Source organism: Rhodococcus sp. IEGM 27, from assembly GCF_033142305.1.
GTDB lineage: Bacteria > Actinomycetota > Actinomycetes > Mycobacteriales > Mycobacteriaceae > Rhodococcus_F > Rhodococcus_F oxybenzonivorans.
Genome location: NZ_JAWLSG010000001.1, coordinates 549,194 through 566,107 on the forward strand (window position 1 = coordinate 549,194; position 16,914 = coordinate 566,107).

The window sequence follows — 16,914 nt, forward strand, 5'->3', positions numbered from 1 at the left end:
CCTTTCGTACATGTTCGGCTACAACCAAATCGACCTGCGTTCGACGATCGGAGTGCGCGTTTGCTTCGATACGATCGGCCCGTCCGCCCCGACTCGACCGACCCAAGTCCGTATCGCAAATACGGTGTAAAGTAAAGAGTTCGCCTGCATTCGTCACCGGGGACAGGTCGACGTCGTTGGGGGCTGATCGCTCATGAGACTTGCTATCCCGACATCTCCGCTGCTCGTTGACGCAGTGCCGACGAGCAGCGGAGATGTCGTCAGCCGTCGATCCCGGACGAGAGCATCGCCCACGGATCGGCGCCACCGGAATCGAGCGCGAGCGCACCCAACTGTTGCTCCCAGTACCGAGCATCGCCGAATTCACTCTGCCACGCCCGCGCACGCAAAGAGAAGTGCCGAAGCCGGTGGTCGAGTGTGAATCCGATGGCGCCGTGGACCTGGTGTGCATTTCTCGTCACGGCGGTGGCCGCTCGTGAAGCTTGCGCCTTGGCAACTGCTATCGCAAATTCAGTAGCGGGCGAGTCGAATCCGTGCATGGCCGCCCGCTGCACCGCAGCAGTGCAGGCGGCCGAGGTGGCCGCCACCTCACCTGCAGCATCGGCTACCAGAATCTGGACCGCCTGAAACTTTGCCAGCGACCGTCCGAACTGCGATCGCTCGGTCACGTGTTCGACCGACAGGTCGAGCGCGGTCTCGAGAACGCCGAGCAGTTGCACCGAACGTGCGAGCGCACCTCGGTACATCCATTCGGCGGCAGTACGCTCGGGAACCGGTGTCACGGCATCGTCCGGCACCTCGATGTCGAATACGATTCGGTCACGCGGCTCGTGTGCCAGGTTGCGACCTGGCAACACCGTTGCCTGTGCGATGGGTACCGACAACACGACCGACTCCTCATCGGACGTCTCACCGAGAACCACCACCGACTCGACATCGCGTGCCCACGGCACCCGGTCACACGCACCGGACACCCGTCGATTCCCGTTGTACGACGGGCCTACCGTCACCGGGCCCGTCCCTGCGCTCTGCGGATGCGCCGGCACTGCTCGACCCGCCGTCGTGAGGAGCCACGCCGCCAACAGGTCACATTCGGCCAGAGGTAGTGCCACTGCATGTTCCGCCGCGACCCGAACGACCGTCGCCGATTCGACGATCCCCGCTCCGCTGCCTCCCGAGGTTTCCGGCGTACTCATCAGAGTGAGTCCGGAGTCGGAGAGCGTGGACCACAGCGCCGCGTCGAACTCGGGTGCAAGTCGCTGAATGTCCAACACCGCGTCGGCTGGGCCCGACACAATGGATCTGGTCAGTTCGTCGACGGCTAGGACGTCTTCCTCGTCCGGTAACACGTACGTGGCAATCTTTCCGGTCATCGAAGCCCCAATCCTTTTGCAATGACGCCGCGGAGGATCTCCGACGTGCCGCCGCGAAGGGTGAACCCGGGCGCGTGCAGCAGACCCTCGGCGACCCGCGCGACCACCTCGTCGGCAGACTCCGGATCGACCGCAACGTCGGACAGGCGCGATACTGTGTCCACGACATCCCCCTCGAAACTCGTTCCCAGCACCTTCACAAGCGCCGCTTCCACATCCACATCACGTCCGGCCGTGAGATCGCCCGCAACGGACAACGACATCTGGCGGAGCGTTACCGCCCGCGCGATCATTCTGCCGATCTCTCCCGTCTTTTCGGTATCGGACCCGTTGCTGCGAACTGTTCTCACGAAGTCCGTGAAGAGGGGCATGCTCGACAGGATGCGTTCGGGACCGGAGCGTTCGACGGCCAACTCGGACGTAACTTGCTTCCACCCGTCTCCCGGCGCACCGAGGACCAGCTCGTCAGGGACGAAAACCTTGTCGAGGACGACCTCGTTGAAGTGATGATGTCCGGTCAACAGTCGGATCGGCCGTATGTCGATACCTTCAGAATTGAGGTCAACGATGAACTGGCTAAGTCCCGCGTGTCGGAGCGAGGTGTCGAGCGGCTCGCTGCGAGCCAGAACGAAGAATGCGGCACAGTGGTGTGCGCCGGACGTCCAGACCTTGGTGCCGCTGATCGACCAACCGCCGTCGACTCTGGTGGCGCGGGTGCGCACACCGGCCAGATCCGAACCAGCTTCCGGCTCGCTCATCCCGATCGCGAAATAGGTCTCTCCTCTCGCGATTCCGGGGAGATACCGGTGCCTCTGGTAATCGGACCCGTGCCGCATCAACGATGGTCCTACCTGCCTGTCGGCAACCCAGTGCGCGGCTACGGGTGCACCGGCGGCCAAGAGCTCCTCGGTGACGACATACCGTTCCAGGAAGGACCGCCCTTGGCCGCCGAAGTGCTCAGGCACGGTCATGCCGAGCCACCCGCGTGCCCCGAGCTTGCGACTGAACTCAGGGTCCCAGCCTGCGATCCATGAATCGACTTGCGGGGTGAACGATCCGGCAGACCGCTCCGCAGCGAGGAAGTCACGTACTTCCGAACGCAACTCGTCTGCACCTGCTGGAAGCTCGGCCACCGGGGTGGCAAAGGTGGTTTTCATCGAAGACCTTCCGGTGCGATGTCCCGTGCGGATCTACGCGTGTCGACCTGTGAATTTGTGCCGACCAGTTTCCGCGTGAGCAATAGATGGTCGGCCGAATTGACGCTGACCCGCTCTCGGGACAGAGCGTCGTCCAACACATCTCGCAGTGCGCGCGTAGCATGAGCGCTCATCAAGCGCTTCGTGTCGCGCAGAGCCACGGCCGGGATCTCGCACAACTTCGTTGCCAGCTCCAACGCCGCAGGCATCACCTGATCGGGCGGAACCACTTCGTTGAGCAGGCCAAGTCGGACCGCCTCGTCTGCTGGAATTCGTTCACCGGTGAAAACGTACCGTTTCGCTCGCATCGGCCCCATCATCGTCGGCCACAGCAGCGCCGCGCCGTCGGCCGGAACCAATCCGATACCGAGGTGAGGGTCCGCCAGGAACGCGCGATCCGACGCGATGGCCATGTCGCACAGCGAAACCAAACTGGCGCCGAGACCGACGGCCGGGCCGTTGACAGCTGCGATTAACGGCTGCGGCAGATCCACCATGCCCAGGACGGTTCGGCGAGCCTCGGCGAAGACCTCGTCTTGAATCGATTGGTCCTGCTGCGTGGCAACCATGCGTGGAAGGTCGCCACCCGCACTGAAGGCCCGTCCAGCACCCGTGAGAATGACTGCATTGCAGCCAGGATCCTCGGCAAGAACCGCCCAGATATCGGCTAGTTCGCGATGCATCACAGCGTCGGCGGCATTCCTTTCGTCAGGGCGGTTCATCTTTACGATGCGCACCGCGCCGACTTCGCTCACCGAAAGCGTATCGAACCGGTTCGCCCAATCGACAGACTTCATGTCGCCTCTTCCCGTCGGTATCGAGCGACCGACAACCAGATGTTATATAGATAACCTATTATACCGAATGTTACGACGCGCCGTGCACGAGCGCCCATGGCCGCGGGTGTGATCGCCGCGCGCATTAGTTTGCTGCGCTGTGCGGGTGAACTCGGAACACGCCGAATGCGTCTTCATGCTTACTTCAGGCGCTCCAGGATCATGGTCATCCCCTGCCCGCCACCGACACACATGGTCTCGAGACCGAACTGCTTGTCGTGCCATTGCAAAGAAACCAAGGCGCCTGGGGCGCAGGTTCATCCCTGGTACCGCGCCTCCTCGCCCGACCGGCACCGCGCCACATAGAGCCGGCACAAACGCGCCAGATAGCGCCGGCAGTCACAACCATGCCTGACTGGCTATGCCTCAACTTGCCGAGACTCTTGGGGCGGATACCTCAGATCAACGAGATCTGCCTCAGCATCAGCCGAGACGGGGCATCGATGATGGCCGCTGCTGTGCTCGCAAGCATGCTTGGGGTGAAGAAGCCCGGCTTCGACATCCTCGACGCATCCCTACACGACGATTACCGAGCGGCACGTGCAATTCCGCGAGCAGCAACGGTTCACCGCGACCGGCGAGCTACCTCCGGTCCACCTCGCCGAAAAGGCACTACCCGAACTTCACCCACATGAGTTGGCGGTCATATCCCGCGAGCACCGGCAGAAGATCTGGTCCAAGACCCGATCGAACGCTGAACCGGGATATCGCCCGCTCGCAAGAACGGCACCGAGGGAGCGGCAATACAGCGGACTCCGCTACTTCTTCGATATCTCCATACGCAAACTCATCCACACCCTCCACGAGCACACCGACGGGGCGTGAACTGCAGTTCGCATCACTCCCGTCGACGAGGCGATCGAGCCTGCGTGTAACTGCTGTGTTTCCAGCCCGAGAAGACTTCCTACCGATGCCCGTCTCACGTTGACGGCGAACGTCTCGGCACTTGAAGATCAGTGCAACCTGATGCGCACAGCGCAACCTGTTGCGTATGACGCATACTCCGGAAAGGACTCCCGATGCCTGCGACTGTAATTCGTCCCCAGAACGATGCCGCGATTCGACGACTCGTGGGTGAGCGCATGGCCGGCCACAGCCTGCCTGCTGATTTCTACACGAGTGATGAGATTTTCAACCTGGATCTGGACGCGATCTTCGGGCGCCAGTGGATCTTCGTCGCCAGTGAGGCGGAAATTCGCGAGCCGGGCGACTACGTGACGATCGAGTTCGGGAAGACATCGCTGATCGTGATCCGCGATGACGATGAGCAGGTGCAAGTGCTGCACAATGTGTGCCGTCATCGTGGTGCGCGGATTCTGCAGCCGGGGGCCGGTTCGGTAGGGAACTTGGTGTGCGGGTATCACCAGTGGACCTATCGTCCCGATGGTGAACTTATCTGGGCCGCGTCGGCTGCCGAAGAATTCGACAAGACCTGCTACAACCTGCGCAAGATACCCTTCCGCAACATCGCGGGCTTGATCTACGTGAACCTGTCCGACGAGCCGAACGATGATATCGATGCGGTCGCAAGGGTGGTCGAGCCCTACTTCGATCAGCACCAGCTGCCCCGGGCGAAGGTCGCCGCGCAGATCGATCTGATCGAAGAGGGCAACTGGAAACTCACCCTGGAGAACAACCGGGAGTGCTACCACTGCGACATGCATCCCGAGCTGGGTTGCACGTATTTCATCACGTGGGGGTACCCAGAGGACAAGATCCCGCCTCACCTGCAGGAGGTCCACGAGCGTTACCTGGCCGCGGAGGCGGAGCTGGAGCACAAGTGCACCGAGCGGGGCCTGGCGTTCCGGGGGGTGGAGGAGCTCGACACACGCGCGTTTGGGTTCCGGGTGCAGCGTGAGGCGCTAGATGGTGAGGGTGAGTCCTATTCGATGACGGGCGCGAAGCTGGTGAAGAAGCTGCTGGGTGACTTCGATGACGCGAAGCTGGGCCGGTTGTCGATGCACACGCAGCCGAACTTCTGGTGCCACTTCATGGCCGATCACGCGATGACGTTCGCGGTGCTGCCAATCGCGCCGGGCAAGACGCTGGTGCGCACCACATGGCTCGTGCATGAGGACGCGGTCGAGGGCGTGGATTATGACGTCGACGAGCTGACCTACGTATGGCGTGAGACGAACAACCAGGACGCCGGTTTCGTCGCGCTCGCGCAGAAGGGCGTGACCGACCCGGCCTATGTCCCCGGGCCGTACGTGCCCAGCGAGTACCAGGTCGACGCGTTCTGCAACTGGTACCTGGACCGGGTGAACGAGTTTATCAACGCCGGCGAAGGACGCGACGACGCATGAAGGGGCCGTTCGGACCCGGCGCGGTCCTCGCCGAGCACGATCGGTGGGACGAGGATCCCGCGGGGCGGCTGCTCACCTGCACTCGCATCGTGCGTCGCACCGATCAGATCGCCACGTTCGAGTTTGCCTCCGACGATCGTCGAGCATTTGCCCACGAGCCAGGCCAGTACGTCACCATCAGCGTCGACATCGACGGGCAGCGGGTTAGTCGTTGCTATACGGTCAGCTCGCCATCCACGCGCCCGTACTCGGTGCAGCTGACCATCAAGCGTGAGCCCGATGGGGTGATGTCGCGGTGGCTGCACGACAACCTGAAGGTCGGCGATCGGGCGGAGCTGAGCGGCCCGGCGGGGGAGTTCTCCACCGCGTTCCATCCCGCCGAGAGGCTCCTGCTGCTCGCCGGCGGGGTGGGCATCACCCCGATGATCTCGATCCTGGAGTCCATTCACGACCTCGCCGAGTCTGTCGACGTCGTGTTGGTGCACAACTCCCGCGCACCCGAGTTCGTCGCGTTCGCCGAGGAGCTGGCCCGTATCAACCAGGACAATCCCCATGTCCGCGTCGTGCAAGCCGTGTCCCACAATCCCGGCGGGAGCTGGCTCGGACCGGTGGGACGCCTAGATGTCGGCATGCTCACCGAGCACGTCCCCGACCTGCGCGAACGCGAGGTATTCATCTGCGGCCCCGACTCCTACATGGTCGCCGCCGAGACACTGCTGCTGGGACTCGGCGTGCCGATCGACCGCATCCACCAGGAGTCATTCGTGCTCGCCGGAGCCGAGGACGTGGCGGTCGACCCCACCGCGGAGGGAACCCACACTGTCACTTTTGCCCGCAGCGGCAAGACCACCACTATCCCGGACGGCCTGACCGTGCTCGACGCGGCCAAGGACGTCGGCATCCGCATCATCACGTCCTGCCAGAACGGGATCTGCGGCACCTGCAAGACCGGCAAGATCTCCGGCGACGTCGACATCGCCCACAACGGTGGCATCCGCCAACGCGAGATCGACAACGGCAAGATCCTCGCCTGCTGCACCCGCCCTCGCGGACACGTCGTTATCGACGCCTGAAACAACCTCGACCACGCTCGCTTGAAAGGAGGTGGACGGCCGCGCAACCGAGCACATCAAAGTTCGGTGCGGCCGACACGCGATGACTTCTGCACATACGACCCGCTCACTTATCGATTCGCTCAAAGACGCCCATTCCCTGGAAGATCAGCCCCAAGAAAATGGGCTGGACAAGATCGTCTTCGGCGTCGCTGCGGTCCTGGCCATCGGATTCGTCGCCTGGGGCGTGATCAGCCCGACGAGTCTCGGCTCCGTCGCCGCATCGGCCCTCCAGGGCGCGATTACCAACCTCGGCTGGCTGTTCGTCATCGCTGCGACTATCTTCACCGTATTCATCCTCGTGGTCGGGCTCGGTCGATTCGGGCGCATCCCGCTCGGGAAGGACGGCGACCAGCCGCGGTTCAAGACGTCGTCGTGGATCGCGATGATGTTTGCCACCGGAATGGGAATCGGTCTCGTGTTCTACGGCGTTGCCGAGCCGCTCTACTTCTACCTGTCCCCACCGCCGGGCACCGTGGAGGCCTCGACACCCGAAGCGCTGAACGTATCCATGGGCCAGACGTTGTTCCACTGGACCCTGTTCCCGTGGGCGATGTACGCCATCGTCGGTCTCGGCATGGCCTACGGCACCTACAGGCTGGGACGCACGCAGCTGTTCTCGTCGATGTTCACGTCGATCTTCGGTGCCAAGGTCGTCAACGGGGCCGGCGGCCGCGTGATCAACGTCCTGGCAATCCTCGCAACCCTCTTCGGCTCGGCCTGCTCGCTCGGCCTCGGCGCGGTGCAGATCGGCGGCGGCATCGAGTCGTCGGGAATCATCCCCGCAGTCACCTCACCCGTTCTCGCCGGCGTGATCGCGGTGCTCACCGCCGCGTTCGTCGCATCCGCTGTCTCAGGGATCGAGCGCGGCATCCAGTGGCTGTCCAACATCAACATGGTGCTCGCCGTGATCCTCGCGATCGTGGTGTTCCTGGGCGGACCGACGCTGTTCATCCTGAACGTCCTCCCCGACGCGATCGGCGCGTTCATCGGGCACCTGCCCGAGATGGCCTCCCGGACCGCCGCGGCCGGCGACGAGTCCATGGCCGCGTGGATGTCGGGCTGGACAGTCTTCTACTGGGCATGGTGGATCTCGTGGACGCCCTTCGTCGGCATGTTCATCGCACGCGTCTCCCGCGGCCGCACCATTCGCCAGTTCGTCACCGGCGTGCTCCTGGTCCCCTCGATCGTCTCCACCCTGTGGTTCACCATCTTCGGCGGCGGCGCCATCGGAATCCAGCAGCGTGCCGAGCACAGCGGGAACACGGACAACGCGATCGTTCAGATCGTCGATGGAACCCCCGACATCAACTTCGATACCGCACTGTTCGGGCTCCTCAACGCGCTCCCCTTCCCGGGATGGCTCACGATCGCCCTCACCGCCCTCACGGTCGTGCTCATCGCCATCTTCTTCGTGACGGGCGCTGATTCCGCCTCCATCGTCATGGGAATGCTGAGCGAGAACGGCACCCAGCACCCGCGCCGTATGACCATCATCTTCTGGGGTGTGGCGACGGGAGGCGTGGCGGCCGTCATGCTGCTCGCCGGCGGATCGGACCCGTCAGCTGCTCTCAACGGCCTGAAGAACATCACAATCGTGTCCGCCGTGCCGTTCGTCATCGTGATGCTGCTGCTGTGCGTCGCTCTGTGGAAGGACCTCTCGCGAGACCCACTCGTGATCCGAACCGACCTCGCCCAGCACCTACTGACGGAAAGCATCTCCGCCGGCGTGGAAACGCACGCCGGCGAGCCCTTTACCCTGAGCACGATCGAGATCACGGCGGTGCCCAGCGCCGCCGACCCCGCTGAGCCTTCCACGCAGAGCGGTAACGCGCCTGCGCGTGGAAACGTTCAACCGACGACCGCGATCACGACCACTGCCCTGGCGAGCGACGTTGCGGATGGTCCGCCGCGCGACTCCGACAAGCCGGTCACCGACAACGTCTGAGCCGACGCGCCCTCTCGAGGGGTGCCGCGCTCCCACCTCGCTCTGCGCGACGGTGCAGCGCCCACAGCGTCCGAGGCACAGTGTGTGCCGGCTGCACCCCGTCCCCGTCCCGTCCCCGAATCAGTGAAGGATTCCCCGTGACTCTCACATCCACATCCGCACGGTCTGCCGGCGTATCCACCGACTCGCCGATCATGCTCACCCTCAGCTGTGCTCAATCGCCCGGCATCGTTCGCACGGTCACCGGCTTCCTTTACGAGCGCGGGTTCAAGATCGAGGAGCATCACCAGTTCGACGACGCCCACCTCGACACCTTCCACCTGCGTAGGTCGTTCACGGGCACCGAAGACGTCGACATCGCACGCCTGGAAGCGGAGTTCGCCGAGATTGCGGCGCATTCGACGTGGACTTCGCGTTCCACGGCACGGAGCCGCCGCGCATCCTCGTCATGGTGTCGAAGTCGGGACAATGCCTGAATGACCTACTCTTCCGTTGGCGCGCAATCACGCTGGGCGGCGAGATCGTGGCGGTTGTGTCTAACCACGAGGACCTGCGGCCGATCGCCGAGGCGGCAGGGCTCCCGTACATCGTCATCCCGATTACGGCCGATACGAAGATGGCCGCCGAGGACCGGCTGCGTGACCTGGTCGCGGAATACGACGCGGACCTGGCCGTGCTCGCCCGCTACATGCAGGTGCTCTCAGACGGTCGCGGCCTCTGCCTCGAGGTTGAGCGTCCGCACCATTTTGCGCTCCCGCCGAACACGCTCCTCGGTCTCGAGTTCCTTCCGCCTGGCCTCAGGACCCGGTCCATTGCTCGGCGTTGGCCTCGACGTTCTCCAAGCAGCACGAGTAGCAAAACTGCACACAGGGATTCACCTGCAGCACCAGAAGGGCAGGGCTTTCGCTTCTGCAGCGGTTAAGACCAACGGGACGGACTCGACGACCGCCGAGGGTTGTGGGCATAACATGAATATGTTTATTCTGTTTACGTACGTGTGTGGATCACAAAAACAAGCGACTATGCGGCTCTATCGAGTCGGTCGGTCTCGATCTGGAGGTCAGGGTGACAACCGCTACGGGTTTCGATCCACTCGAATTCTTGGTTCAGCAGATTGCCTGGTCATCATCGGATATCTGTTGATCATCGCCCACGGCGTCGTCACCTCGCGCGTCGGCCGCCGCTAGACCAGCCCCGTATCCCGCACCCTCCACCCTGGGAGTCGTTATGCTCGACAAACTCTATGCACTTTTCCTATCGTCCCTCGGGCTGTCCTTCGGCGGCTACATCCTGCTCGACGAGGTGGCCGACCAAGTCGACCGGTTGACGACCGACACCGGGAGCAACCTTCCCGACCCAGAAGTTCGATCCGACGCATTCTGATCGGCACCAACGAACTGCCACACCCGCCACTCGCCGACTCGCCAGGGGGAATCCTTCACCGGGAGGTGCTCGGCAACCTGACCAGTAGACCGGCACATCGTCCCTGATGACCGGTCGCATGACCCAGCCAGCGTCGGTCCTTCGTCCAAGCGCGTGGTGGCGGGAATTGCGACTCGTCCGACCAACTCACGTCGACACAACACAGCCACTCTTGTAGGGGACTATCAGTTATTCGGTGAATCTGGATCTGGCACATCGGTTTAGGTTCTCACTCGGGGTGAGCCGGCCCTCGAACGTGATCGCGAATGCGTTCAGTGCCGGCTTCCATCTCACTGCCCATCGTGCTCTGCCCTTCCCTGTCGGGTCCAGCGCCCGGGTCGCGAGATGTAGACACTCGAGCGCCGATTGGTCCGTTGGGAAGTGCCCGCGTGCCCGGATCGCCCGCCGGTACCGTGCATTGAGGCTCTCGATAGCATTCGTGTCTGATATGAAATTTGGTAGGTGCCTCGCGAAGTTCCGTGCACGCCCTGATCGTCTCCTCCGCCGGCACCGTGTACGTCGACTCCCACACCCGCCTGAGCGTCGGCCGGCGCAGAGCCGGGCAGACCATCACCCTGCTCCGCGACGACGACCATGTCACCGCCTACACCGCCGACGGCGACCTGATCGGACACCTACACCTCGACCACACCAAGCGCTACCAAGGACAACGTCAACCCGTCTAGAATCTGTCTCGCATCTACGCAGACACCCGTGTCTCACATCAACGTAGACAGCACAAACCGCGGGCGGTTAAGAAGTACTCACAGCGAGGACGGTGGCCACCGGAGTCGAGGTGCGGCCGATCAGCTTCTGCAAATCGCCGCTCTGCGTGTCGAGGGCGCCGGTGGCTACTCCCGCATCGGAATCGGCGAGCATCTGCGCCACCGGTGCCGGCAAGCCGGCGCCTTCGAGCAGGGCGGCGTACTCGTCCTGCGGGAGGTCCTTGTACGACACCGGGCTACCGACCACCACGGAGAGGGCCTCGGCCAGCTGTTCGTATGTCAGCCGCTCGTCACCACCGAGCTCGTACACCGCTCCCGCCTGCCCGTCGGCGACCAGGACGGCGGCGGCCGCCTCGGCGTAGTCCTTGCGCGCGGCCCCGGCGATGATGCCGTTTCCTGCGCTGCCGAACAAGGAACCCGTCTCCCGGGCCGTGGCCACAGCGCCCAGGTAGTTTTCCCAGTACCAGCCGTTGCGCAGCAATGCGAAGTCGATTCCGGACCCGTCGAGCAGATCCTCGGTGGCGCGGTGCTCGGCAGCCAGTCCGAGCGGGCTCTTCTGCGCATCGAGGACGCTGGTGTAGGCGATGAACCCGACACCGGCTGCCTTCGCCGCGTCGATGACGTTGCCGTGCTGAATCACTCGTTGCCCGACCTCGGAACCCGACACGAGGAGCAGCTTGTCGACACCACCGAGCGCCTTGTCCAGCGAGGCACGGTCGCTGTAGTCGGCTTGCCGGACGTCGACGCCCTTGTCGGTCAGGTCGGTGGCCTTGGCGGGTGTGCGAACGAGCGCCACGATCTCCCCGGCGGGGGTGCCCTTGTCGAGGAGAGCCTCGACGGCGAGGCGGCCGAGATGTCCTGTTGCACCGGTGACGGCGATGGTCATGGGAACTCCTAGCGTGGGGGTTGTTGTTTCAAGTGCGCACGTCTCATTATGCACTAACTATTCGTAAGTGCAAGTTTGACGGTAAGCACTTCTCCGATGAGGGGTAGAGTGGTGAGCATGTCCGAGCTCGAACAGACACCGCGCGAGGGCGCAGACGCCACCCTGGAAGCCGACGTCTTCGCCCGCGGGTGCACCTCTCGCGAAACCCTGCAGACCGTCACCGGCCGATGGGGTGTGCTCGCGCTCGCGGCGTTGGCCGAGGGCAACTACCGCTTCAGCGCACTACGCCGGCGCGTCGACGGAGTCAGCGAACGCATGCTGTCGCAGACCCTCCAGGCGCTCGAACGAGACGGACTCGTGGTCCGCGACGTACTCGAGGCGATACCCCCGAAGGTGGAATACAGCCTGACACCGCTCGGTGCCGAGATCGCCGAACATCTCGTCGGCCTGATCGAACTGGTCGAGTCGCGAATGCCCGAAGTGTGGGCGGCGCAGCAGAAGTACGCCCAACGCCGGACCGATCAGAACTAGGCCCGCATACACGAAACGAGGCCCGCACAGTATCTGTGCGGGCCTCGTTTCGTGTCGAGGATCAGAAGTTGATCATGTGCCCGGCGAGGCCGTGGATGGCCTCCTGCAGGGCTTCGCTGAGGGTGGGGTGGGTGTGCACGTTGCGGGCCAGCTCGTTGACGGTGAGGTCCCACTTCTGCGCGAGGGTCAGCTCGGGCAGCAGCTCGGAGACGTCGGGGCCGATGAGGTGGCCGCCGAGCAGCTCGCCGTACTTGGTGTCGGAGATGAGCTTGACGAAGCCGGTGGAGTCACCGAGGCCGTGTGCCTTGCCGTTGGCGGCGAACGGGAAGTTCGCCACCTTGATGTCGTAGCCCTCGTCCTTCGCCTGCTGCTCGGTGAGACCGAAGCTGGCCACCTGCGGCTGGCAGAACGTGGCGCGCGGCATCATCCGGTAGTCGTCGATCGGCAGCGTCTCGGCGCCGGCGATCGTCTCGGCCGCCACGACACCCTGCGCCTCGGCCACGTGGGCGAGCTGCAGCTTCATCGTCACGTCACCGATCGCGTAGATGTGCGGCACCGACGTCTGCATCGTGTCGGTGATCCCGATGGCACCGCGATCGGTGAGCTGGACACCGGTCTTCTCGAGGCCGAAGCCCTCCACGCGGGGGGCGAAGCCGACCGACTGCATCACCTTGTCGACCACGACGGTCTCGATCTCGCCGCTCTTGTTGTCCTTGATCGAGACGGTGACCTTGCTGCCGTCGTCGTCGATGCTCTGCACAGCCGCGCCGGTCTTGACCTTGACGCCGAGCTTCTTGTACTGCTTCTCGATTTCCTTCGAGATGTCCGCGTCTTCGTTGGGCAGCGCCCGGTCGAGGAACTCGACGATCGTGACGTCCACGCCGTAGTTCTTCAGGACGTACCCGAACTCCATGCCGATCGCCCCGGCCCCGACGATGAGGATCGAACCCGGCAGATCCCGGGTCATGATCTGCTCTTCGTAGGTGACGACGTTCTCGCTCAGCGAGGTACCCGGCAGCAACTTGGTGGTCGAACCGGTCGCGATGATGGCGTTGTCGAACGTCACCGTCTCGGTGCCACCCTTGGTCAGTGCGACCTCGATGGTGTTGGCGTCGGTGAAGGTGCCCTTGCCGTCGTACTCGGGAATCTTGTTCTTCTTCATCAAGAAGTGAATGCCCTTGACGCGCCCCTCCGCGACCTTGCGGCTGCGGTCGTAGGCGGCGCCGAAGTCGAAGGACGCTTCACCGGTGATGCCGAACAACTTGGCCTCTTTCGTGAAGAGATGCGCAAGCTCGGCGTTACGGAGGAGAGCCTTCGAGGGGATGCAGCCCACGTTCAGGCACACACCACCCCAGTACTTCCGCTCGATGATGGCGGTACTCAATCCCAGCTGTGCCGCGCGGATAGCAGCGACGTACCCACCGGGACCGGCTCCGAGGACAACGACGTCATAGTGTGAGGTCACGGTTGTTCAGGGTAGTCCCGTCCGGATTCGGTGTCTCACCTCGGTCGTGTTACCCGCCAGTAGCCCAGACTGCCGCCGCGACACGGGCGAAATTTCCCCCGTATACGGCCTCGATGGACGGCTCGTCGAACCCCCGATTCCGCAGAACGCGATCGAGAGTCAGCACATCCTCCGGCGGTACCCACTGCAGCGGACCCCACGCCGTATACGCGTCCGAGAACGAGCCCGCATTGTTCGTGATCTCCGCGACGAAGTCCGCGGCGTCGAACGAGTAGTCCGAGCCGATGCCGACGTGCGCGGGACCCACCAGATCGACCGCCTCCTCGATGTGGTCGGCCATCGCCGACAACCGGCGGGCATGGTCGTCCGGCCCATTGACACCCAGAAAGATGCCGACCCCATTGATCCCGATCACGCCACCCGTCTCCGCGCAGGAGCGAGCCTGATCGTCGGTGATGTTGCGAGGGTGATCCCACAATCGCCGCAGGTTGGAGTGGCTGTAGATCATGGGGCGCTCGGTAACCGCGGCAAGGTCGAGTCCGGTACGTATCGAACAGTGGGAGCCGTCCACGGTCATCCCCACCCGATTCATCTCCCGCACGAGGTCGCGGCCGTAGCCGGTCAGCCCGGTGTCGTCGGCGTCGAGGCAACCGCACCCGGCGGCATTCGCATGGTTGTACGTGGGCAGCAGCGATCGTGTGCCCAGACGGTGAAAATGGGCCACGTTTGCGAGGTCGCCGTCGAGCGGGGCGGAATCTTCGAGGTCGAATGCGAGCGCGATACCACCGGCGCCGCGTACTGCGCCGACGTCGTCGAGTCGTGTCACCAACTCGATGTCACCACCGGCCTGGGCACGAAAGCTCTCGGCGATCGCCGTCGACGCCGCCTTGTCCTGCGGGGAGTAACCGATGTTCACCGACACGTAGCTGCCGGCCGGACGGCGGTAACGGCGGAGCTCGTCGATAGTTGCCGACGGTGTCAGCGGCAGACAGCAGTGCTGCTCCCACAACGGGTACTGCCCGGGTGTACTCACGCCGCCGAGGCTATCGGAGTGCTTCCTGCAACAATGGCCGTCATGACGGACCCTTATCTCTGGCTCGAAGATGTCACCGCTGACCGGTCTCTCGACTGGGTGCGGGAACGCAACGCGCGGACCGTCGGCGAGTACACCGAGAACTCGGAGTTCTCCGAGCTCGAGGGCCGGATCCTGGAGTTGCTGGATACCGACGCGCGCATTCCCTACGTCTCCCTGCGCGGTGACTATCTGTACAACTTCTGGCGCGACGGTGAGCACAAGCGCGGAATCTGGCGGCGCACATCCCTGGCGGAATACCGCTCCGAGGATCCGCAGTGGGACGTGTTGCTCGACGTCGACGAACTCGCCGAGCGTGAGGGTGAGAATTGGGTGTGGGCAGGGGCGAGTGTCCTGCGCCCAGCACAGACGCGCGCTTTGCTGTCGTTCTCGCGGGGCGGCGCCGACGCATCCGTGGTTCGCGAGTTCGACCTGGGCACACGGCAATTCGTTACGGACAATCCTTTCGACGTCCCGGAAGCGAAGACCAGCATCAGCTGGATCGACGAGGACAGCGTCTACGTGGGCACCGACTTCGGTGAAGGCTCGATGACCGATTCCGGCTATCCGAGGATCGCGAAGCGCTGGCATCGCGGTACCCCGTTGTCCGAGGCGGTCACCGTGTTCGAGGGCGAGAGCACCGACGTGTCGGTGGGCGCCTCCTATGACGACACTCCAGGATACGAGCGGCACTTCGTCGGCCGATCGATCGACTTCTACAACTCCGAACGGTACGAGTTGTTGCCGGACGGTTCGCTGTTGCGCATCGACACGCCCGACGACGCGGGAACGTCCGTCTACCGCGACTGGCTGACGGTCCGCCCGCGCACCGACTGGGAGGTGGACGGCACCATCTATCCCGCGGGTTCGCTGCTCGTCACCGACTACGCCGACTATCTCGCCGGCTCGCGGGAATTGACGCCGCTGTTCACACCCGACGAGCACACGTCCCTGGAACAGGGCACGTGGACTCGCAACCACCTGCTTCTGGTCACCCTCTCGGACGTGCAGACCAAATTGTCGGTGCTCACGCCCACCGAAACCGGCTGGGACGAGAAGCCGCTCGACGGCGTGCCGGAACTCACGGCCAGTGGTGTCATCAGCACGGATGCGCGCAGCGGGGACAATTTCTTCGTCAACAGCAGTGGATTCACCACTCCCGCAACTCTTTTCTACGGCACCGTCGGCGGACCGCTGGAACCTGTCAAGCAGGCGCCCTCCTTCTTCGACGCCGACGGTATCTCGGCGTCCCAGTACTTCGTCGCATCAGACGACGGAACGGAGATCCCGTACTTCGTCGTACGCCGCGACGACGCCGACGGCCCGTGCCCCACACTCCTGTACGGATACGGCGGGTTCGAGAACTCGATGGTGCCGGGATACAGCGGGTCGGTCGGCTTCGCCTGGCTCGAACGCGGAGGTGCGTACGTCGTCGCCAACATTCGCGGTGGCGGCGAATACGGCCCGTCGTGGCACACCCAGGCCGTCCGTGAAGGCCGTCACAAAGTGTTCGAGGACTTTGCCGCAGTCGCGCGCGACCTGGTCGCGCGCGGCATCACCACGACGAAGCAACTCGCGGCTCAAGGTGGAAGCAACGGCGGTCTCCTGATGGGCGTCATGCTGACCCGCTACCCCGAACTCTTCGGGGCGATCGTGTGTCAGGTACCGCTCCTCGACATGAAGCGGTACCACCTGCTGCTGGCCGGGGCGTCGTGGATGGCCGAGTACGGCGACCCCGACGATCCCGAGGACTGGAAGTTCATCAGCGAGTATTCGCCGTACCAGAACACCAGTGCCACCGCCGAGTACCCACCGATTCTGGTGACCACCTCCACGCGGGACGACCGGGTCCATCCGGGCCATGCCCGCAAGATGACCGCCCTCCTCGAGGAGCAGGGCCACGAAGTCTGGTACTACGAGAACATCGAAGGTGGACACGGCGGGGCCGCGGACAACGCTCAGGCCGCGTTCAAGTCGGCGCTGACGTTCATGTTCCTGTGGCGCACACTCACCCGCCCGTGAGTACTTCTTAACCACCCCAT

The 16,914-nt window shown here is 63.8% G+C and carries 16 protein-coding genes and 2 pseudogenes; 10 read left to right on the forward strand and 8 right to left on the reverse strand.

Annotation, left to right across the window (positions count from 1 at the left end; all coding sequences use genetic code 11):
• Positions 1-260 precede the first annotated feature (260 nt).
• The 4 genes and pseudogenes from R4P95_RS02605 to R4P95_RS02620 form a co-directional block, all read right to left on the reverse strand.
• A complete protein-coding gene (locus R4P95_RS02605; protein WP_317743504.1) occupies positions 261-1,373 on the reverse strand; it encodes an acyl-CoA dehydrogenase family protein in 1,113 nt (370 codons plus the stop codon).
• Positions 1,370-2,530: an acyl-CoA dehydrogenase family protein gene (locus tag R4P95_RS02610; RefSeq protein ID WP_317743505.1), complete on the reverse strand. Its 1,161-nt coding sequence runs from the start codon at positions 2,528-2,530 to the stop codon at positions 1,370-1,372. Before R4P95_RS02610 ends, R4P95_RS02605 begins: the two co-directional genes overlap by 4 nt.
• Positions 2,527-3,366: an enoyl-CoA hydratase/isomerase family protein gene (locus R4P95_RS02615; RefSeq protein ID WP_317743506.1), complete on the reverse strand. Its 840-nt coding sequence runs from the start codon at positions 3,364-3,366 to the stop codon at positions 2,527-2,529. The genes R4P95_RS02610 and R4P95_RS02615 overlap by 4 nt, the downstream gene beginning before the upstream one ends.
• A 179-nt stretch (positions 3,367-3,545) precedes the next feature.
• A pseudogene (locus tag R4P95_RS02620) lies at positions 3,546-3,638 on the reverse strand (acetyl-CoA acetyltransferase); the annotation flags it as partial.
• Between the two features lie 307 nt (positions 3,639-3,945).
• Between R4P95_RS02620 and R4P95_RS02625 the strand changes: the two are divergent.
• From R4P95_RS02625 to R4P95_RS02655, 7 genes are all read left to right on the forward strand, one after another.
• Positions 3,946-4,230, forward strand: coding sequence for a hypothetical protein (locus tag R4P95_RS02625; RefSeq protein WP_317743507.1), 285 nt, complete (start codon positions 3,946-3,948; stop codon positions 4,228-4,230).
• Between the two features lie 194 nt (positions 4,231-4,424).
• Positions 4,425-5,711 carry an aromatic ring-hydroxylating dioxygenase subunit alpha gene (locus R4P95_RS02630; RefSeq protein WP_317743509.1) on the forward strand — a complete coding sequence of 429 codons (1,287 nt, stop codon included), beginning with the start codon at positions 4,425-4,427 and terminating at the stop codon, positions 5,709-5,711.
• The gene (locus R4P95_RS02635; RefSeq protein ID WP_317743510.1) at positions 5,708-6,784 is read left to right on the forward strand and encodes a hybrid-cluster NAD(P)-dependent oxidoreductase; all 1,077 of its coding nucleotides are present in this window, start codon (positions 5,708-5,710) and stop codon (positions 6,782-6,784) included. The genes R4P95_RS02630 and R4P95_RS02635 overlap by 4 nt, the downstream gene beginning before the upstream one ends.
• An 82-nt stretch (positions 6,785-6,866) precedes the next feature.
• A complete protein-coding gene (locus R4P95_RS02640) occupies positions 6,867-8,771 on the forward strand; it encodes a BCCT family transporter (RefSeq protein ID WP_317743511.1) in 1,905 nt (634 codons plus the stop codon).
• A gap of 137 nt (positions 8,772-8,908) precedes the next feature.
• Positions 8,909-9,247 carry a hypothetical protein gene (locus R4P95_RS02645; RefSeq protein WP_317743512.1) on the forward strand — a complete coding sequence of 113 codons (339 nt, stop codon included), beginning with the start codon at positions 8,909-8,911 and terminating at the stop codon, positions 9,245-9,247.
• Positions 9,175-9,693 (forward strand): formyltransferase family protein, encoded by a 519-nt coding sequence (locus tag R4P95_RS02650; protein WP_317743513.1) that lies wholly within the window; start codon positions 9,175-9,177, stop codon positions 9,691-9,693. The genes R4P95_RS02645 and R4P95_RS02650 overlap by 73 nt, the downstream gene beginning before the upstream one ends.
• A 305-nt stretch (positions 9,694-9,998) precedes the next feature.
• A complete protein-coding gene (locus R4P95_RS02655) occupies positions 9,999-10,154 on the forward strand; it encodes a hypothetical protein (RefSeq protein ID WP_317743514.1) in 156 nt (51 codons plus the stop codon).
• A gap of 228 nt (positions 10,155-10,382) precedes the next feature.
• Here the strand turns inward: R4P95_RS02655 and R4P95_RS02660 are convergent.
• A pseudogene (locus R4P95_RS02660) lies at positions 10,383-10,649 on the reverse strand (transposase); the annotation flags it as partial.
• Positions 10,650-10,672: 23 nt separating this feature from the next.
• Here R4P95_RS02660 and R4P95_RS02665 point away from each other — a divergent pair.
• A complete protein-coding gene (locus R4P95_RS02665; RefSeq protein WP_317743515.1) occupies positions 10,673-10,879 on the forward strand; it encodes a hypothetical protein in 207 nt (68 codons plus the stop codon).
• Between the two features lie 67 nt (positions 10,880-10,946).
• On the opposite strand, the gene R4P95_RS02670 is transcribed toward R4P95_RS02665, so the two are convergent.
• Positions 10,947-11,804 carry an SDR family oxidoreductase gene (locus R4P95_RS02670; RefSeq protein WP_317743516.1) on the reverse strand — a complete coding sequence of 286 codons (858 nt, stop codon included), beginning with the start codon at positions 11,802-11,804 and terminating at the stop codon, positions 10,947-10,949.
• A gap of 117 nt (positions 11,805-11,921) precedes the next feature.
• Here R4P95_RS02670 and R4P95_RS02675 point away from each other — a divergent pair, with 117 nt between their 5' ends.
• A complete protein-coding gene (locus tag R4P95_RS02675; protein ID WP_317743517.1) occupies positions 11,922-12,335 on the forward strand; it encodes a helix-turn-helix domain-containing protein in 414 nt (137 codons plus the stop codon).
• A 61-nt stretch (positions 12,336-12,396) separates the two neighbouring features.
• On the opposite strand, the gene lpdA is transcribed toward R4P95_RS02675, so the two are convergent.
• Together lpdA and R4P95_RS02685 are read right to left on the reverse strand one after the other, a co-directional pair.
• A complete protein-coding gene (lpdA, locus tag R4P95_RS02680; RefSeq protein ID WP_317743518.1) occupies positions 12,397-13,800 on the reverse strand; it encodes a dihydrolipoyl dehydrogenase in 1,404 nt (467 codons plus the stop codon).
• 49 nt (positions 13,801-13,849) lie between these two features.
• A complete protein-coding gene (locus R4P95_RS02685) occupies positions 13,850-14,833 on the reverse strand; it encodes a dipeptidase (RefSeq protein WP_317743519.1) in 984 nt (327 codons plus the stop codon).
• Positions 14,834-14,875: 42 nt separating this feature from the next.
• Here R4P95_RS02685 and R4P95_RS02690 point away from each other — a divergent pair, with 42 nt between their 5' ends.
• Entirely contained in the window at positions 14,876-16,894 is a 2,019-nt protein-coding gene (locus R4P95_RS02690) for a prolyl oligopeptidase family serine peptidase (RefSeq protein ID WP_213573170.1), read from the forward strand.
• Positions 16,895-16,914: the final 20 nt, after the last annotated feature.

Excerpts from the sequence above, each read along its gene's own strand:
- R4P95_RS02640 (WP_317743511.1), top strand. The coding sequence starts at position 6,867 with ATGACTTCTGCACATACGACCCGCTCACTTATCGATTCGCTCAAAGAC.
- R4P95_RS02610 (WP_317743505.1), bottom strand. The coding sequence starts at position 2,530 with ATGAAAACCACCTTTGCCACCCCGGTGGCCGAGCTTCCAGCAGGTGCA.
- R4P95_RS02675 (WP_317743517.1), top strand. The coding sequence starts at position 11,922 with ATGTCCGAGCTCGAACAGACACCGCGCGAGGGCGCAGACGCCACCCTG.
- R4P95_RS02670 (WP_317743516.1), bottom strand. The coding sequence starts at position 11,804 with ATGACCATCGCCGTCACCGGTGCAACAGGACATCTCGGCCGCCTCGCC.
- R4P95_RS02605 (WP_317743504.1), bottom strand. The coding sequence starts at position 1,373 with ATGACCGGAAAGATTGCCACGTACGTGTTACCGGACGAGGAAGACGTC.
- R4P95_RS02635 (WP_317743510.1), top strand. The coding sequence starts at position 5,708 with ATGAAGGGGCCGTTCGGACCCGGCGCGGTCCTCGCCGAGCACGATCGG.
- R4P95_RS02655 (WP_317743514.1), top strand. The coding sequence starts at position 9,999 with ATGCTCGACAAACTCTATGCACTTTTCCTATCGTCCCTCGGGCTGTCC.
- R4P95_RS02630 (WP_317743509.1), top strand. The coding sequence starts at position 4,425 with ATGCCTGCGACTGTAATTCGTCCCCAGAACGATGCCGCGATTCGACGA.
- R4P95_RS02690 (WP_213573170.1), top strand. The coding sequence starts at position 14,876 with ATGACGGACCCTTATCTCTGGCTCGAAGATGTCACCGCTGACCGGTCT.
- R4P95_RS02615 (WP_317743506.1), bottom strand. The coding sequence starts at position 3,366 with ATGAAGTCTGTCGATTGGGCGAACCGGTTCGATACGCTTTCGGTGAGC.